This window comes from Lentzea sp. NPDC051213 (genome assembly GCF_044455585.1).
In the GTDB taxonomy this organism is placed as follows: domain Bacteria; phylum Actinomycetota; class Actinomycetes; order Mycobacteriales; family Pseudonocardiaceae; genus Lentzea.
In genome coordinates this window covers 162,983-177,630 of the sequence record NZ_JBITEX010000001.1, presented here as the reverse complement: position 1 = coordinate 177,630, position 14,648 = coordinate 162,983, and the positions used below count along the sequence as shown (strand labels likewise).

The 14,648-nt window shown below is 68.4% G+C and carries 15 protein-coding genes; 2 read left to right on the top strand and 13 right to left on the bottom strand.

Annotated elements, in window-relative coordinates; translation table 11 throughout:
• Positions 1-23 precede the first annotated feature (23 nt).
• The 11 genes from coaBC to pyrR form a co-directional block, all read right to left on the bottom strand.
• Positions 24-1,274, bottom strand: a complete 1,251-nt coding sequence (gene coaBC, locus ACIA8G_RS00850; protein ID WP_396416158.1) for a bifunctional phosphopantothenoylcysteine decarboxylase/phosphopantothenate--cysteine ligase CoaBC — start codon at positions 1,272-1,274, stop codon at positions 24-26.
• Positions 1,271-1,549 (bottom strand): DNA-directed RNA polymerase subunit omega, encoded by a 279-nt coding sequence (gene rpoZ / locus ACIA8G_RS00845; RefSeq protein WP_396416157.1) that lies wholly within the window; start codon positions 1,547-1,549, stop codon positions 1,271-1,273. Before rpoZ ends, coaBC begins: the two co-directional genes overlap by 4 nt.
• Before the next feature lie 3 nt (positions 1,550-1,552).
• Positions 1,553-2,149, bottom strand: a complete 597-nt coding sequence (gmk, locus tag ACIA8G_RS00840) for a guanylate kinase (RefSeq protein WP_396416156.1) — start codon at positions 2,147-2,149, stop codon at positions 1,553-1,555.
• Positions 2,146-2,463, bottom strand: a complete 318-nt coding sequence (mihF, locus tag ACIA8G_RS00835; RefSeq protein WP_030481817.1) for an integration host factor, actinobacterial type — start codon at positions 2,461-2,463, stop codon at positions 2,146-2,148. The genes gmk and mihF overlap by 4 nt, the downstream gene beginning before the upstream one ends.
• Positions 2,464-2,761: 298 nt before the next feature.
• Positions 2,762-3,574, bottom strand: coding sequence for an orotidine-5'-phosphate decarboxylase (gene pyrF / locus ACIA8G_RS00830; RefSeq protein WP_396416155.1), 813 nt, complete (start codon positions 3,572-3,574; stop codon positions 2,762-2,764).
• Entirely contained in the window at positions 3,571-6,873 is a 3,303-nt protein-coding gene (gene carB / locus ACIA8G_RS00825) for a carbamoyl-phosphate synthase large subunit (RefSeq protein ID WP_396416154.1), read from the bottom strand. Before carB ends, pyrF begins: the two co-directional genes overlap by 4 nt.
• The gene (gene carA, locus ACIA8G_RS00820) at positions 6,873-8,015 is read right to left on the bottom strand and encodes a glutamine-hydrolyzing carbamoyl-phosphate synthase small subunit (RefSeq protein WP_396416153.1); all 1,143 of its coding nucleotides are present in this window, start codon (positions 8,013-8,015) and stop codon (positions 6,873-6,875) included. The genes carB and carA overlap by 1 nt, the downstream gene beginning before the upstream one ends.
• The gene (locus ACIA8G_RS00815) at positions 7,982-8,470 is read right to left on the bottom strand and encodes a transporter (RefSeq protein ID WP_396416152.1); all 489 of its coding nucleotides are present in this window, start codon (positions 8,468-8,470) and stop codon (positions 7,982-7,984) included. Before ACIA8G_RS00815 ends, carA begins: the two co-directional genes overlap by 34 nt.
• Positions 8,467-9,747, bottom strand: coding sequence for a dihydroorotase (locus ACIA8G_RS00810; RefSeq protein WP_396416151.1), 1,281 nt, complete (start codon positions 9,745-9,747; stop codon positions 8,467-8,469). Before ACIA8G_RS00810 ends, ACIA8G_RS00815 begins: the two co-directional genes overlap by 4 nt.
• The gene (locus ACIA8G_RS00805; RefSeq protein WP_396416150.1) at positions 9,744-10,676 is read right to left on the bottom strand and encodes an aspartate carbamoyltransferase catalytic subunit; all 933 of its coding nucleotides are present in this window, start codon (positions 10,674-10,676) and stop codon (positions 9,744-9,746) included. Before ACIA8G_RS00805 ends, ACIA8G_RS00810 begins: the two co-directional genes overlap by 4 nt.
• Positions 10,673-11,245, bottom strand: a complete 573-nt coding sequence (pyrR, locus tag ACIA8G_RS00800) for a bifunctional pyr operon transcriptional regulator/uracil phosphoribosyltransferase PyrR (RefSeq protein WP_396416149.1) — start codon at positions 11,243-11,245, stop codon at positions 10,673-10,675. The genes ACIA8G_RS00805 and pyrR overlap by 4 nt, the downstream gene beginning before the upstream one ends.
• Before the next feature lie 257 nt (positions 11,246-11,502).
• Between pyrR and ACIA8G_RS00795 the strand changes: the two genes are divergently transcribed.
• Positions 11,503-11,991, top strand: coding sequence for a transcriptional regulator (locus tag ACIA8G_RS00795; RefSeq protein WP_030471611.1), 489 nt, complete (start codon positions 11,503-11,505; stop codon positions 11,989-11,991).
• Positions 11,992-12,205: 214 nt separating this feature from the next.
• Here the strand turns inward: ACIA8G_RS00795 and ACIA8G_RS00790 are convergent, their stop codons facing one another.
• Positions 12,206-12,964, bottom strand: a complete 759-nt coding sequence (locus ACIA8G_RS00790; RefSeq protein WP_396416148.1) for an RNA polymerase subunit sigma-70 — start codon at positions 12,962-12,964, stop codon at positions 12,206-12,208.
• A gap of 82 nt (positions 12,965-13,046) precedes the next feature.
• The gene (locus ACIA8G_RS00785; RefSeq protein WP_396416147.1) at positions 13,047-13,856 is read right to left on the bottom strand and encodes a sigma-70 family RNA polymerase sigma factor; all 810 of its coding nucleotides are present in this window, start codon (positions 13,854-13,856) and stop codon (positions 13,047-13,049) included.
• 88 nt (positions 13,857-13,944) lie between these two features.
• Here ACIA8G_RS00785 and ACIA8G_RS00780 point away from each other — a divergent pair, with 88 nt between their 5' ends.
• The gene (locus tag ACIA8G_RS00780; protein WP_396416146.1) at positions 13,945-14,646 is read left to right on the top strand and encodes an SDR family oxidoreductase; all 702 of its coding nucleotides are present in this window, start codon (positions 13,945-13,947) and stop codon (positions 14,644-14,646) included.
• Positions 14,647-14,648 lie beyond the last annotated feature (2 nt).

Below are 14,648 nucleotides of genomic sequence, written 5' to 3'. Positions count from 1 at the left end.
GCTGTGCGTGACTGCAGAAAAGCTTACTGACGTTCAGCCGAACGAGCGGTAACTGCATCCCACACCACGGACGCCAGTTGCGCTTTCGATCCATGTGGTATAGCGGTTTCGCCCCCGTCGGACGAGAGCAGCCACCCGGCGTTGTCCTCCTGCTCGAACGCCTTGCCGTCGCCGACCGCGTTCACCACCAGCAGGTCGCAGCCCTTGCGCAGTAGCTTGGCTCGACCGTAGTCGATCACCGATGTCGTCTCGTCACCGGTCTCCGCGGCGAATCCGACGATCACCTGGCCGTCCCGACGTGCGGAAACGAGCTCCACGAGGATGTCGGGATTCTTGGTCAGTGAGATGGGGTCGGGATCGCCGGCGGTCTTCTTGATCTTGTGGCCGGTCAGCGAGACGGGCCGGAAATCCGCCACCGCGGCGGCCATCACGATCACGTCCGCGTCGGCCGCGACCTTGTGCATGGCGTCGCGCAGCTCGACCGCGGAACCGACCCGGACCAGGTCGACTCCAGCGGGCGTCGAGAGATCCGCGGTATTGCCCGCGACCAACGTCACAGTGGCGCCACGCTGAGCCGCGACCCGGGCCAGTGCGTAGCCCTGCTTGCCGGACGAGCGGTTTCCGAGGAAGCGGACCGGGTCGAGCGGTTCACGAGTGCCACCTGCGGAGATTGCGACGTGCACGCCCTCCATGGTCCGCGTCAGCGCGTCCGGGCGCACGAGCAGCAGCCGGGCCAGTTCGACGATCTCGGCGGGGTCGGGCAGGCGGCCCTTGCCTGTGTCTTTTCCGGTCAGCCGGCCGGAGGCGGGTTCGGCGACGATCACACCGCGCGAGCGCAGCAGCGCCACGTTGTGCTGGGTGGCCGGGTGCTCCCACATCTCGGTGTGCATCGCGGGCACCAGCAGGACCGGGCAGCGCGCGGTCAGCAGGGTGTTCGTCAGCAGGTCGTCGGCGAGGCCGTGCGCGGCCTTTGCGATGAGGTTCGCCGTCGCCGGGGCGACCACCACCAGGTCGGCGTTCTGGCCGAGCTTGACGTGCGGCACCTCGTGCACGTCGTCGAACGGGTCCGCGGACACGACCTGGCCGGACAGCGCCTCGAAGGTGGCGGCGCCGACGAACTTCAGGGCGCCTTCGGTGGGGATGACCCGCACCGAGTGGCCGGACTCGGTCAGCCGCCGCAGGACCTCACAGGCCTTGTACGCAGCGATGCCCCCGCCGACCCCGAGAACGATCCGGGGCTTAACGGGGGCATCAGCGTCAGATGACGCAGTCACTCGCCCTCGGTGTGCTCAAGGAGACCCGCGTGGATCTCGCGAAGAGCAATCGAGAGGGGCTTCTCACGCGGACCCGGCTCGACGAGCGGGCCGACGTACTCGAGCAGACCCTCGCCGAGCTGCGCGTAGTAGTCGTTGATCTGGCGGGCACGCTTCGCGGCGTAGATCACCAACGCGTACTTCGAGCTCACCTGCTCCAGCAGGTCGTCGATCGGCGGGTTGGTGATGCCCTCCGGGGAACCGGTCAGGTGACCGAACTCGGTGTGGGTGATCACTCGTCAATCTCCTGAAATTCGTGGTCCGACCATCAAGGATAGCAAGTCGGCCGCGGCCGACTGCACGTCGGCGTTCACGACGACCTCGTCGAACTCCTTTTCGGCCGCCAGCTCCTCGCGGGCGATGGCGAGCCGGCGTTCGACGACGTCCGGATGTTCGGTGCCTCTGCCGGTCAGCCGGTCGACCAGGTGCTCCCAGGACGGGGGCATCAGCATGACCAGCTGGGCCTCTGGCATGGCCACCCTGACCAGCCGCGCGCCCTGCAGTTCGATCTCGAGCAGGGCGGGACGGCCGGAGGCCAGTGCTTCCTCGACGGGCCTGCGAGGAGTTCCGTACCGGTTTCCGGCGAACTCGGCGTGTTCCAGGAACTCGCCCGCCTCGACCATCTGCTGGAACTTCTCGTGGCCGACGAAGTGGTAATGCACTCCGTCGACTTCGCCCGGCCTCGGCTCCCTGGTGGTCACCGAGACAGAAAAGTAGATATCGGGTTGCTGGCTGCGCAGCTCCGTCAGAACGCTGGACTTGCCTACGCCCGACGGCCCGGACAAGACGGTGAGACGGGGGCGGGCAGAACCCGCCCCCGTCTCGGTGTCACTCACTCTCCGCTGAACTCGGAGAGCAGGGCCTTGCGCTGGCGGTCACCAAGACCACGCAGACGACGGCTCGGAGCGATCTCGAGGCGCTCCATGATCTGCTGAGCACGCACCTTGCCGACACCCGGCAGGGCCTCGAGCAGCGCGGACACCTTCATCTTGCCAAGGATCTCATCGCTCTCGGCGGACTTCAGCACGTCCGTCAGGGTCGTGCCGCCACGCTTGAGGCGCTCCTTGAGCTCAGCCCGAACGCGACGAGCGGCAGCAGCCTTCTCCAGCGCTGCGGCCCGCTGCTCCTCGGTAAGCTGGGGAAGAGCCACGATTTCCTCCGTGGTGTGGGGATTCTTTTCGGATCGGTGCCGCGACCGTACCGACCGCAATTGCCTGGGGACAACGTGACCCAGTCAGGTAAATCTTCAGCGGTCATGAGTGATGCGGCGGGTGGTAGTAGTACCAACACCCTACGACGGCCTGATCACCGCCCACCGGAGACTCGTCGCACACTCTGGGTGTGCTATGAGGCCGGTGACCAGCGGGGCAGCCGGTGGGCTGGACCCTACCAACACATGTTTCCCCAGGTGAGCGCGCCACACCCAAAAGGTGCGGCGCGCCGGGGCCTCAGAGGCTCTCCTGAACCTTCCGCACGGCGCTGACCAGCGACGATACGTCCGGTCCATGCCGGAGAACATCTCGCGAAGAAGTCGGAAAAACGTTGCGCATGTCGGACCCGAAGAGCCGTTTTAGATCGGCGACCGACCCACCCTGAGCGCCGAAACCGGGCGCCAGGATCGGTCCGTTGAACCCCGCGAGGTCCACGTCCGTTTCACCGATCGTGGCACCAACGACAAGACCCACATCGCCGCACGGGGAAATGCCTGAATTCCGAGCGGCGGCGAAATCGATGATCGTCTGGGCCACGGTTCGCCCGTCCGGAGCAACGGTCCGCTGGACCTCGGCCCCCTCCGGGTTCGACGTGAGCGCCAGCACGAACACCCCGCGGCCGGTCGCCCGCGCCGTGTCCAGGGCGGGCTGCAGGGACCCGAAGCCGAGGAACGGTGAGAGCGTGACGGCGTCACCGGCCAGCGGCGAGCCGTCGCCCAGGTACGCCTCGGCGTAGGCGGCCATGGTCGAGCCGATGTCGCCGCGCTTGGCGTCCACCAGCACCAGCGTGCCGGAGTCGCGCAGCCCGGCGATCACCCGTTCGAGCACGGCGACCCCACGCGACCCGTAGGACTCGAAGAACGCCGCCTGCGGCTTCACCATCGAGACCCGGCCGCCGAACGCCTCCACGGCCGTCAGAGCGAACCGTTCGAGGCCCTCAGCGGTGCGGGACAGGCCCCACGCGTCGAGCAGGCTCGGATGCGGGTCGATCCCGACACAAAGCGGCCCATGCGCCGCGACGGCTTTCTCGAGCCGTTCACCGAACGTCACGCGTCACCCCTCAGCGCGGCCTGGAGCGTCTGCAGCGACGTCACCCCGATGTCACCCTGGATGAGCGCCTCGATGCCGTGCACGGCCGCGGCAGCGCCCTGGATCGTGGTCACACACGGGATGTCCTTCGCCACGGCGGCGGTGCGGATCTCGTAGCCGTCGATGCGCGGGCCGCTGTTGCCGTACGGCGTGTTGAAGATCATGTCGATCTCCCCGGCCATGATCATGTCGACCACGTTGCCGTCGCCCTCGAAGTGCTTGCGCACCTCGGTGCACTCGATCCCGTTGCGCTTGAGCACCTCCGCGGTGCCCGCCGTCGCGAGGATCTGGAAGCCCAGGTCCGCGAGCCGCTTCACCGGGAAGATCATCGCGCGCTTGTCGCGGTTCGCGAACGACACGAACACCTTGCCCGACGTCGGCAGCGACCCGTACGAGGCCGTCTGCGACTTCGCGAACGCCTTGCCGAACGACGAGTCGATGCCCATGACCTCGCCGGTCGACTTCATCTCCGGGCCCAGCAGCGAGTCCACGCCGTGGCCTTCGGGCGTGCGGAAGCGGTGGAACTGCATGACCGCCTCCTTGACCGCGACCGGCGCGTGCTCGGGCAGCCGGGCACCGTCACCGGTGGCCGGCAGCAGGCCCTCCTGGCGCAGCTCGGCGATGGTCGCGCCGAGCATGACCCGGGAGGCGGCCTTGGCCATCGAGACCGCGGTCGCCTTGGACACGAACGGCACCGTGCGGGACGCACGCGGGTTTGCCTCCAGGACGTACAGCACGTCGTCCTTGAGCGCGTACTGGACGTTCAGGAGCCCCTTCACGCCGATGCCCTTGGCGATGGCCTCGGTGGAGCGGCGGACGTTCTCGATGTCCGAGGCGCCGAGCGTGATCGGCGGCAGCGCGCACGACGAGTCGCCGGAGTGGATGCCGGCCTCCTCGATGTGCTCCATCACGCCACCGATGAACACCTCGTCGCCGTCGCACAGCGCGTCGACGTCGATCTCGATGGCGTCGTCGAGGAACCGGTCGACCAGCACCGGGTGCTCGGGCGTCACCTCGGTCGCACGGGCGATGTAGCCCGACAGCGACTCCTCGTCGTACACGATCTCCATGCCGCGGCCACCGAGCACGTAGGACGGTCGCACGAGCACCGGGTACCCGATCTCGTCGGCGATCTCCTTGGCCTCGCTGAACGACGTGGCGGTGCCGAACTTGGGCGCGGGCAGGCCGGCGTCGGTCAGCACCTTGCCGAACTGGCCGCGGTCCTCGGCGAGGTGGATCGCCTCGGGCGTGGTGCCCACGACCGGCACACCGGCGTCGGCCAGGCGCTGCGCCAGGCCCAGCGGCGTCTGGCCGCCGAGCTGGACGATCACGCCCACGACCGTGCCGGAGCGCTGCTCGGAGTGCACGACCTCCAGCACGTCCTCGAACGTCAGCGGCTCGAAGTACAGCCGGTCCGACGTGTCGTAGTCCGTCGACACCGTCTCCGGGTTGCAGTTGACCATGACGGTCTCGTACCCGGCCTCGCGCAACGCCATCGCCGCGTGCACGCAGGAGTAGTCGAACTCGATGCCCTGACCGATGCGGTTCGGACCGGAGCCCAGGATCAGCACCTTCGGCTTCTCCCGCTGCTCGGCCACCTCCGTCTCGGCCGCAGGGTCGAGCTCGTACGCCGAGTAGTGGTACGGCGTCTCGGACTTGAACTCCGCCGCGCACGTGTCGACCGTCTTGTAGACCGGCCGCACGCCCAGACGGTGCCGCAGGGCGCGCACGCCGTCTTCCCCGGCCAGCTCAGACCGCAGCACCGCGATCTGGCGGTCGGACAGGCCGGCCCGCTTCGCCTTGCGCAGCAAGGACTCGTCCAGCACCGGCGCGTCCAGCAGCTCCTGCCGCAACGTGCCGAGCCAGGCGATCTGCTCGATGAACCACGGGTCGATCCCCGACGCCTGGTACACGTCCTCAATGGACGCACCGAATCGGAGTGCACGCTCGACCGTGTAGAGGCGGCCATCGTGACCGCGTTTCAACTGCTCCAGGACCGACTCGAGCGTAGCGCCCTCCGGGTCCGGCTGAGTCCAGAAACCGACCGATTTCGTTTCCAGCGAACGCAGCGCCTTGCCCAGCGCCTCGACGAAGTTCCGGCCGATCGACATGGCCTCGCCGACCGACTTCATCGTGGTCGTCAGCGTCGGGTCCGCGCCGGGGAACTTCTCGAAGGCGAACCGCGGCGCCTTCACGACCACGTAGTCGAGCGACGGCTCGAACGACGCCGGGGTCTCCCCCGTGATGTCGTTGGTGATCTCGTCGAGCGTGTAGCCGATGGCGAGCTTCGCGGCGATCTTGGCGATCGGGAAACCCGTCGCCTTGGACGCCAGCGCCGACGAACGGGACACCCGCGGGTTCATCTCGATGACGACCATGCGGCCGTTGTCGGGGTGGATCGCGAACTGGATGTTGCAGCCACCGGTGTCGACGCCGACCTCGCGGATGACCTGGATGCCGACGTCGCGCATGTGCTGGTACTCGCGGTCGGTCAGCGTCATCGCGGGCGCGACCGTCACCGAGTCACCGGTGTGCACGCCCATCGGGTCGATGTTCTCGATCGAGCAGATGACGACCACGTTGTCGTTGCGGTCGCGCATGAGCTCGAGCTCGTACTCCTTCCACCCGAGCACGCTCTCCTCGATGAGCACCTCGGTGACAGGAGACTCCTCCAGGCCGATGGCCGCGAGACGCTCGAGCTCGTCCGGGGTGTGCGCCATGCCCGAACCCAGGCCGCCCATGGTGAACGACGGGCGGATGACGACAGGCAGGCCCAGCTCGGCGACGGTCTCGCGCACCTCGTCCATCGTCTTGCAGACAGCCGAACGCGGGACCTCGGAACCGATGCCCCGCACCAGGTCCTTGAAGATCTGCCGGTCCTCGCCGCGCTGGATGGCGTCGATGTCCGCGCCGATCAGCTCGACGTTGTACTTCTCCAGCACGCCGCGCTCGTGCAGCGCGATGGCCGTGTTGAGCGCCGTCTGGCCGCCCAGCGTCGCCAGGATCGCGTCCGGGCGTTCCTGCGCGATGACCTTCTCCACGAACTCGGCCGTGATCGGCTCGATGTAGGTGGCGTCGGCGAACTCGGGGTCGGTCATGATCGTCGCCGGGTTGGAGTTCACCAGGCTCACCCTGATGCCCTCCTCCCGCAGCACCCGGCAAGCCTGGGTGCCGGAGTAGTCGAACTCGCACGCCTGACCGATGACGATCGGCCCGGAGCCGATCACGAGAATGTGCTTGAGATCAGTCCTCTTCGGCATCAGCGGGCCTCATTCATCAGCGTCACGAACTCGTCGAACAGGGGCGCCGCGTCGTGCGGACCGGCCGCCGCCTCGGGGTGGTACTGCACGGAGAACGCCGGGGTGTCGAGCAGCCGGACGCCCTCGACGGTGCCGTCGTTGGGGCAGTAGTGCGACAGCACGGCGCGGCCGAACTCGGAGCCGAACTCCTCCCCCGGCGTGCCCTCCAGCGCGAACCCGTGGTTCTGCGCGGTGATGGCGACCTTGCCGGTGGCCACGTCGATCACCGGGATGTTGATGCCGCGGTGGCCGTAGCGCATCTTGTACGTCCCGCGGCCGACCGCGCGGCCGAGGATCTGGTTGCCGAAGCAGATGCCGAACAGCGGCAGCTTGCGCCCCAAGGCTTCGCGGGTGAGCGCGATCGCGTGGTCCTGCGTGGCCGGGTCACCAGGACCGTTCGACAGGAACAACCCGTCCGGGCTGACCTTGAGGATGTCCTCGAAGGAGCTGGTCAACGGCAACACGTGCACCTCGATGCCGCGCGCCGCCATCATCCGCGGGGTGTTCGACTTGATGCCCAGGTCGAGCGCCGCGACGGTGAACTTCTTCTCGCCGATCGCCTCGACCACGTAAGGGTTCTCGGTGGTCACGTCGACCGCGAGGTTCGCGCCGACCATCTGCGCCGATGCCTTGACCTGCTCGACCATCGACGCGTCGTCGGTGAGCTCGGCGCCGGAGAACACCCCGGCCCGCATCGCGCCCTGTTCGCGGATGTGGCGGGTCAGCGTGCGGGTGTCGAGGCCCGCGATGCCGACGATGCCCTGGTTGGTCAGCTCCTCGTCGAGACCGCGCTTCGAGCGCCAGTTCGACGGCGTGCGCGCGGGGTCGCGCACCACGTAGCCGGCGACCCAGATCCGCGACGACTCGTCGTCCTCGTCGTTCCAGCCGGTGTTGCCGATCTGCGGCGCGGTCTGCACCACGATCTGGCGGTGGTAGGACGGGTCGGTCAGGGTCTCCTGGTAGCCCGTCATGGCCGTGGAGAACACGACCTCACCCAGTGTGCGCCCGGTCGCTCCGTACGCCTCACCGCGGAAGACGCGACCGTCTTCCAGCACCAATGCCGCGTTCGTCACGCCTTGCCTCCCACTAGAGCCGCTACCCATTCCTCGTAAACGCTTTTGTCGTCACCGCGGAAACCGGTGTCGAACAGGTGGCCTTCGTTTTCCCACTGGACCACCAGAAGTCCCTCTTCGCTGAACATGACCTTCCCGGCGAGCCCGCGGTCGGTCCGGGCGTCCCGGATGGACTCGGCGGGGATGAAGAGCGGTGTCGCGCCGGTCCGGTCGATCGCGATGCCTTCCGGCACCAGGCTCAGCGTGGCCTCGGCGCGGTGGCCGATGTCGCCGACCTGGACGCGGTCCTGCCAGTTGCCCGCGTTCGTCGTGCCGATGTAGACGCCCGTGGTCGCCAGCTTCGGTTCCCCCAGGGCTTCCGGCCTCACCGGGAACGCCGGCAGGTCCGCCTGCTTGCGCTGACGGCGCTTCCAGCCGTGGTACATGCCGTAGACGCAGAGCGCGAAGAAGGCGAGGACCGCCAGGACGAGAAGTACGCGGGTCATTCGGCAATCCTTCCCGCCAGCGTGGTGACGCGGCCACGCAAGATGGTGGCCGTCACCGCGCCGGGCAGCTCCATGCCCTCGAACGGGGTGTTGCCCGCGACGCTCGCGAGCTCGGCGCCGTTCACCGTCCACGTCGCGTCCGGGTCGACCAGCACGAGGTTCGCGGGCTCACCGGCCTCGATCGGACGGCCCTGGTCGGTCAGGCCGGCGATCTCGGCTGGCTTCTCGCTCATCACCCGTGCGACACCGCGCCAGTCCAGCAGACCGGTCTTCACCATCGTCTCGACGACGATGCCGAGCGCGGTCTGCAGGCCGAGCATGCCCGGCCGGGCAGCCGACCACTCGCAGTCCTTGTCCTGGATCGCGTGCGGGGCGTGGTCGGTCGCGACGCAGTCGATGGTGCCGTCCGCGAGCGCCTGGCGCAGCGCGTCGACGTCGTGCTGCGTGCGCAGCGGCGGGTTGACCTTGTTGACCGGGTCGTAGGTGCTCAACCGGTCGTCGGTCAGGATCAGGTGATGCGGGGTGACCTCGGCGGACACCTTGGTGCCGCGCGCTTTCGCCCACTTCAGGACGTCGGCGGTGCCGGTCGTGCTGACGTGGCAGACGTGCAGCTTCGCGTCGACCTGCTTCGCGAGGATGCAGTCTCTGGCGACGATCGACTCCTCGGCGGCGGCCGGCCAGCCCTGCAGGCCCAGGCGCGACGCGTTCTCGCCCTCGTGGGCCTGCGCGCCGACCGTGAGCCGGGGCTCCTCGGCGTGCTGGGCGATCACCGCGTTGAGGGCCTTCGAGTACTCGAGGGCGCGGCGCATGATCAACGGGTCGTGCACGCAGTGGCCGTCGTCGGAGAACACCCGGACGTTCGCCTTGCTGCCGGCCATCGTGCCGAGCTCGGCGAGCTTCTCGCCCTTGAGTCCGACGGTGACGGCGCCGACCGGGTGGACGTCGACGAGGCCGACCTCCTGGCCGCGGCGGGCGACGTGCTCGACGATCACCGCGTTGTCGGCGACCGGGTCGGTGTTGGCCATGGCGAACACCGCCGTGTAGCCACCGAGAGCGGCCGCTCGCGAACCCGTTTCGATGGTCTCGGTGTCTTCGCGACCCGGCTCACGCAGGTGGGTGTGCAGGTCGACGAAACCGGGCAGCAGAACCGCCCCGTTGCCCTCGATGACTTCGGCTTCTGGATCCGTGCCCTCTGCGATCACGCCGTCGCGGATCAGCAGGTCGATCGGTTCTCCCTCGCCGTAGGGCCTAACTCCCTTGAGCAGCAAGGGCTTCACGCGGTTTCCTCCTCGTGGGCAAGCAGGTGGTACAGCACGGCCATGCGCACGTGGACACCGTTGCGGACCTGCTCGGTGATGGCGGCCTGCGGGCTGTCGGCGACGACGGAGGCGATCTCCATGCCGCGCAGCATCGGGCCGGGGTGCAGCACGACGGCGTGTTCTGGCAGCAGCTTCAGGCGGCGCTCGTTGAGGCCGTAGGCGATCGAGTACTCGCGTGAGCTCGGGAAGAACCCGCCGGTCATGCGCTCGGCCTGCACGCGCAGCAACATCACCGCGTCCTGGCCGGCGAGCTCGGAGTCGATCTCGTGCGAGACCGTGACCGGCCACTTCTCCACGCCCGTCGGCAGGAGCGTGGGCGGGGCCACCAGGGTGACCTCGGCGCCGAGCGCGGTGAGCAGGTGCACGTTCGACCGCGCGACCCGGCTGTGCAGGACGTCGCCGACGATCGCGACGCGGCGGCCGTCGAGGCTGCCGAGGCGGTCGCGCAACGTGGCGGCGTCGAGCAGCGCCTGCGTGGGGTGCTCGTGCATGCCGTCGCCCGCGTTCACCACGGACGTGTTGGTGTGCTTGAGCCAGCCCGCGAGCCGGTGCGCCGCACCGGAAGCGGGGTGCCGGACGATCACGCAGTCCGCGCCGGCGGCCTGCAGGGTCAGTGCGGTGTCCCGCAGCGACTCGCCCTTGCTGACGCTGGAGCCCGAGCTGCTGACGTTGATCACGTCCGCGGACATCCACTTGCCCGCGATCTCGAAGCTCACGCGGGTGCGGGTGCTGTTCTCGTAGAACATCGTGATCACGGTGCGGCCGCGCAACGTCGGCAGCTTGCGGACCTCGCGGCCGAGCAACGCCTGCTTGAGGCGGTCGGCGGTGTCGAGGATCGCGATGGCCTGGTCGCGGTCGAGGCCGTCCGTGGAGAGCAGGTGCTTCACTTCAGCACCACTCCGTCACGACCGTCGAACTCCTCGAGGAGCACGACGACATCCTCGGTCTTGGCCGTCGGCAGGTTCTTGCCGACGTAGTCCGCGCGGATCGGCAGTTCGCGGTGGCCGCGGTCGACCAGCACGGCGAGTTGCACGGAGCGGGGGCGGCCGTGGTCGCGCAGCGCGTCGAGCGCGGAGCGGATGGTGCGACCGGAGAACAGCACGTCGTCCACGAGCACGACCAGCTTGTCGTCGATGCCGCCCTCGGGCAGCTTCGTCGCCTCCAGCGGCCTCGTGGGGCCTCTGCGCAGGTCATCGCGGTAGAGAGTGATGTCGAGAGTGCCTTCGAGCACCGTCTTGCCGGAAAATTCGGCGATCTTAGCGGCCAGACGGCGTGCGAGGGGGGCTCCCCGGCTGGGAATACCCATCAAGACGACGTCGGGTGCGCTGGGTGCATCGAGAGCGGTCTTCTCGATGATCTGATGGGCCATTCGGGCGACAGTGCGCGCGACATCACCAGCCGACAAGATCTCGCGATCTCCGGCCGGATCCGTCGCGCCACGTTGACGTGACGCCACGGGTGGACCTCCTTCCCCGCCTCACTGGACGGGTCCTTAAAGGACGTCGGACACCTAGTAATAACTAGGCTGACCTGCACCGTATCACCTACGGACGGTCAACCATCCGAGTGGTGTGCCAGGCGTGGCGCGCGTCTCTCCACGAGATCAGCTTGACCTGTCGACCACGGCGAGTAATCATTACTCTGCGTATCGATCTAAGCCTCCCCGCAGCGCGGCCGTACTGCTGACGGGGCGAATGAACGGAGAACCGCCACATGGGCGACTACGCCAAGGCGCTGGGGGCCAAGCTCCGCGCTATCCGCCAGCAGCAGGGTCTGTCCCTGCACGGCGTCGAGCAGAAGTCCGGCGGTCGCTGGAAGGCCGTGGTCGTCGGCTCCTACGAGCGCGGTGACCGCGCGGTGACCGTGCAGAAGCTGGCCGAGCTGGCCGACTTCTACGGGGTTCCCGTCGCCGAGCTCCTGCCTGAGGGCCGTGTGCCGTCGGGTGCCGAGCCGGCCACCAAGATCGTGATCAACCTGGAACGGCTCCAGCAGCTGCCGGTCGAGAAGGTGGGCCCGCTGGCCCGCTACGCCGCGACCATCCAGTCGCAGCGCGGTGACTACAACGGCAAGGTCCTCTCGATCCGCACCGAGGACCTCCGCTCGCTCGCGATCATCTACGACATGACGCCGGGTGAGCTCACCGAGCAGCTCATCGACTGGGGCGTGCTGCCTCCCGAGGCCCGTCCCGCGAAGGAAGACTGAGCTTCACCCACATGGAGCAGTGGCTCCCTTGACGTCCTGTCAGTCGCCCTGAGGACGTCGGGGGAGCCACTGCTGCTTTTCGCGGTCGGAGCGACGGCTGTCTGACTGGGCTTGCTGGCTGACCGGGCTTGCTGGCTGACCGGGCTTGCTGGCTGACCGGGCTTGCTGGCTGACCGGCCCCTCTGTGTGACCGGCTTTCTGTCAGACCTGCTCGCTATTGTTGATTTTGGGGGAACCCGGCAGGCCCCGTGTGTGTGGTGCGTGCGAACAGCCGTCGGACGTGCTCCCGGTCCGTGATCGCGTGAATCGCCGCGATCCGCCCCTCGCGCACCGTGAACGACACGAGCGCGAACGGCTTGTCCTCCACCATCGACACCAGCCCCGCCTCGCCGCCGACCACCGCCGGCTCCATGCAGGGCGCCTGCAGCAACGCCGCCTTGGGCGCGACCATCCCGTGGCCGCGCAGCCAGATCTCCTCCGAACGCAGCGTCACGTCGGGGTCCAGCACGTCCGAGCCCCGCATGAACGCGTCGATCACCTCGCGCTGCTCCGTCAGCCCCACGTCGGACACGGGCCGGTTCGAGACCCGCTTGCGCGCCCGCGCCTCGACCTGCAGCGCCCCGAGCGGCGTCCGCCCGATCAGCGGCGCGACCTGCTCGAACGGCTCCTGGAACATGTCGTGCAGCACGAACGCGACCCGTTCGTCCGGGGTCAGCGCGTCGAGCGCCGTCAGCACCCCGAGCCCGACCTCGTTGTTCGGCCCGGCGCTCACGACCGGATCCGGCATGCCGAACCCGCCCTGGTGCCGGGTCCGCAACATCGTGAGGCTCACGCGCGCGACCACGGTGTTCAGCCAGCCCGGCTCACCCTCGGTCTTGCGCCGGGCTTCCTTCACCGCGGCGGCGGCCTCGGCGAACCGGCCGAGCAGCCGGTAGGCGAGTCTGTCCTGTTGATCCAACTCCCCGACGACCATCGTGTGGTCCCTTCGATCGAGCGCCCACTTCACTAGACAGCGAACAGGCGCCGGATGTGACCAGCGACAGCAGTGGTATTACTCACGAAATCAGCGCGGCCAGCTGCTCCCGGTCCTGGATGACGTGGATCGCGACGATCTTGTCGTCGCGCACGGTGAACGACATCGCCGAGAACAGCACGCCGTCGACCCAGCTCAGGAAGCCCGCCTCGCCACCGATGAGCACCGGGCGCACCTCCGCCGTCGTCGCGAACCTGCGGAACGTGCTCGCCCGGCCGGCCACCGTCCGCGCACCGAGGACTTCGAGGTCGCCCGCCCTGAGCGTGACGTCCGGGTGCAGCACCGACACCAGGCCCTCGAGGTCGCCTTCGCGCGACGCTTTGAGGAACGCGCTCACCACTTCCCGCTGCTTCGGCAGGTCGACGTTCGGCTGCGGCCGGTCCTGCACGCGCTTGCGCGCCCTCGACGCGAGCTGACGGGTGGTCGCCGGGGTCTTGTCGATCAACGGCGCGATGTCGTCGAACGGCACCGCGAACATGTCGTGCAGCACGAACGCCAGCCGCTCGTCTGGCTTGAGGCTGTCGAGCACGATCAGCATCGCGAGCCCGACCTCGTCCTTGGCAACCGCTTGCTGCTCGGGTTCCTCGGCTTTGTCGATCACCGGATCCGGCATCTCGAACGCGTGCTCGCGCCGGTCGCGCAGCATGTTCAGGCACACCCGCGCGACGACCGTGGTGAGCCAGCCCTGCGGGTTCTCGACCTCGCTGGTGTCGGCCTTCTCGACCCTGATCCACGCGTCCTGCAGCGCGTCGTCGGCTTCCGCGAACGACCCGAGCATCCGGTGGGCGACCGCCCGCAACCGTGTGCGCTCCTGCTCGAACTGCGCGATCAACACTGCCCCCTGTGGCCTGGCCCACACCGTGTCACGTTCCCGAGCGCCACCGGGTCAACCGGGCAACGACTCACTTGGGAGAGTAATCATGAAGATCCTCGTCACCGGTGGCACCGGCACCCTCGGCAAGCACGTCGTTCCGTTGCTGCGCGCCACCGGCGCGGACGTGGTGACGCTGAGCAGGCACGGGGACATCGCCTGCGATCTGCTCACCGAGGTACCCGCTCTCGACGCCGACGTCGTGGTGCACCTGGCCGGCGGCCAGAAGGGGGACGACATCGCGACCCGCAACCTGCTCGCGGCCTGCGCGGGTGTTCGCCACTTCGTGTACATCTCGGTGATCGGCGCCGACACCGTGCCGCTGGCCTGGTTGCGCACCAAGCTCGCCTGCGAGGAGGCGATCGCTTCGTCTGGGGTCCCGTTCACGATCCTGCGCGCGGCCCAGTTCCACGAGCTGACGCTGACGATGGTGCGAGGCCTCGCGAAGCTGCCGATCGTGCCGGTGCCGGGGCTTCGGTTGCAGCCGGTCGACGCACGCGATGTGGCTCAGCGGATCGCGGAACTCGCTGTAGGCGCGCCTGCGGGACGAGTGGCGGATCTGGCCGGACCTGCTGTGTACGAGATGAAGCAGCTCGTGCAGGACTACCTGACGACCGCGGGCAAGCGGCGGCTCACGGTGCCGGTGCGGTTGCCGGGCAAGGCCGGGAAGGCTTACCGGGGTGGGCGGAACCTGACCTTGGACGGCGACCACGGCACCCACACGTGGGAGGAGTTCCTGGCGGCCGTCTGAGA

Excerpts from the sequence above, each read along its gene's own strand:
- ACIA8G_RS00815 (WP_396416152.1), bottom strand. The coding sequence starts at position 8,470 with ATGACCCGCGTACTTCTCGTCCTGGCGGTCCTCGCCTTCTTCGCGCTC.
- ACIA8G_RS00795 (WP_030471611.1), top strand. The coding sequence starts at position 11,503 with ATGGGCGACTACGCCAAGGCGCTGGGGGCCAAGCTCCGCGCTATCCGC.
- ACIA8G_RS00790 (WP_396416148.1), bottom strand. The coding sequence starts at position 12,964 with ATGGTCGTCGGGGAGTTGGATCAACAGGACAGACTCGCCTACCGGCTG.
- carA (WP_396416153.1), bottom strand. The coding sequence starts at position 8,015 with ATGGGTAGCGGCTCTAGTGGGAGGCAAGGCGTGACGAACGCGGCATTG.
- ACIA8G_RS00780 (WP_396416146.1), top strand. The coding sequence starts at position 13,945 with ATGAAGATCCTCGTCACCGGTGGCACCGGCACCCTCGGCAAGCACGTC.
- carB (WP_396416154.1), bottom strand. The coding sequence starts at position 6,873 with ATGCCGAAGAGGACTGATCTCAAGCACATTCTCGTGATCGGCTCCGGG.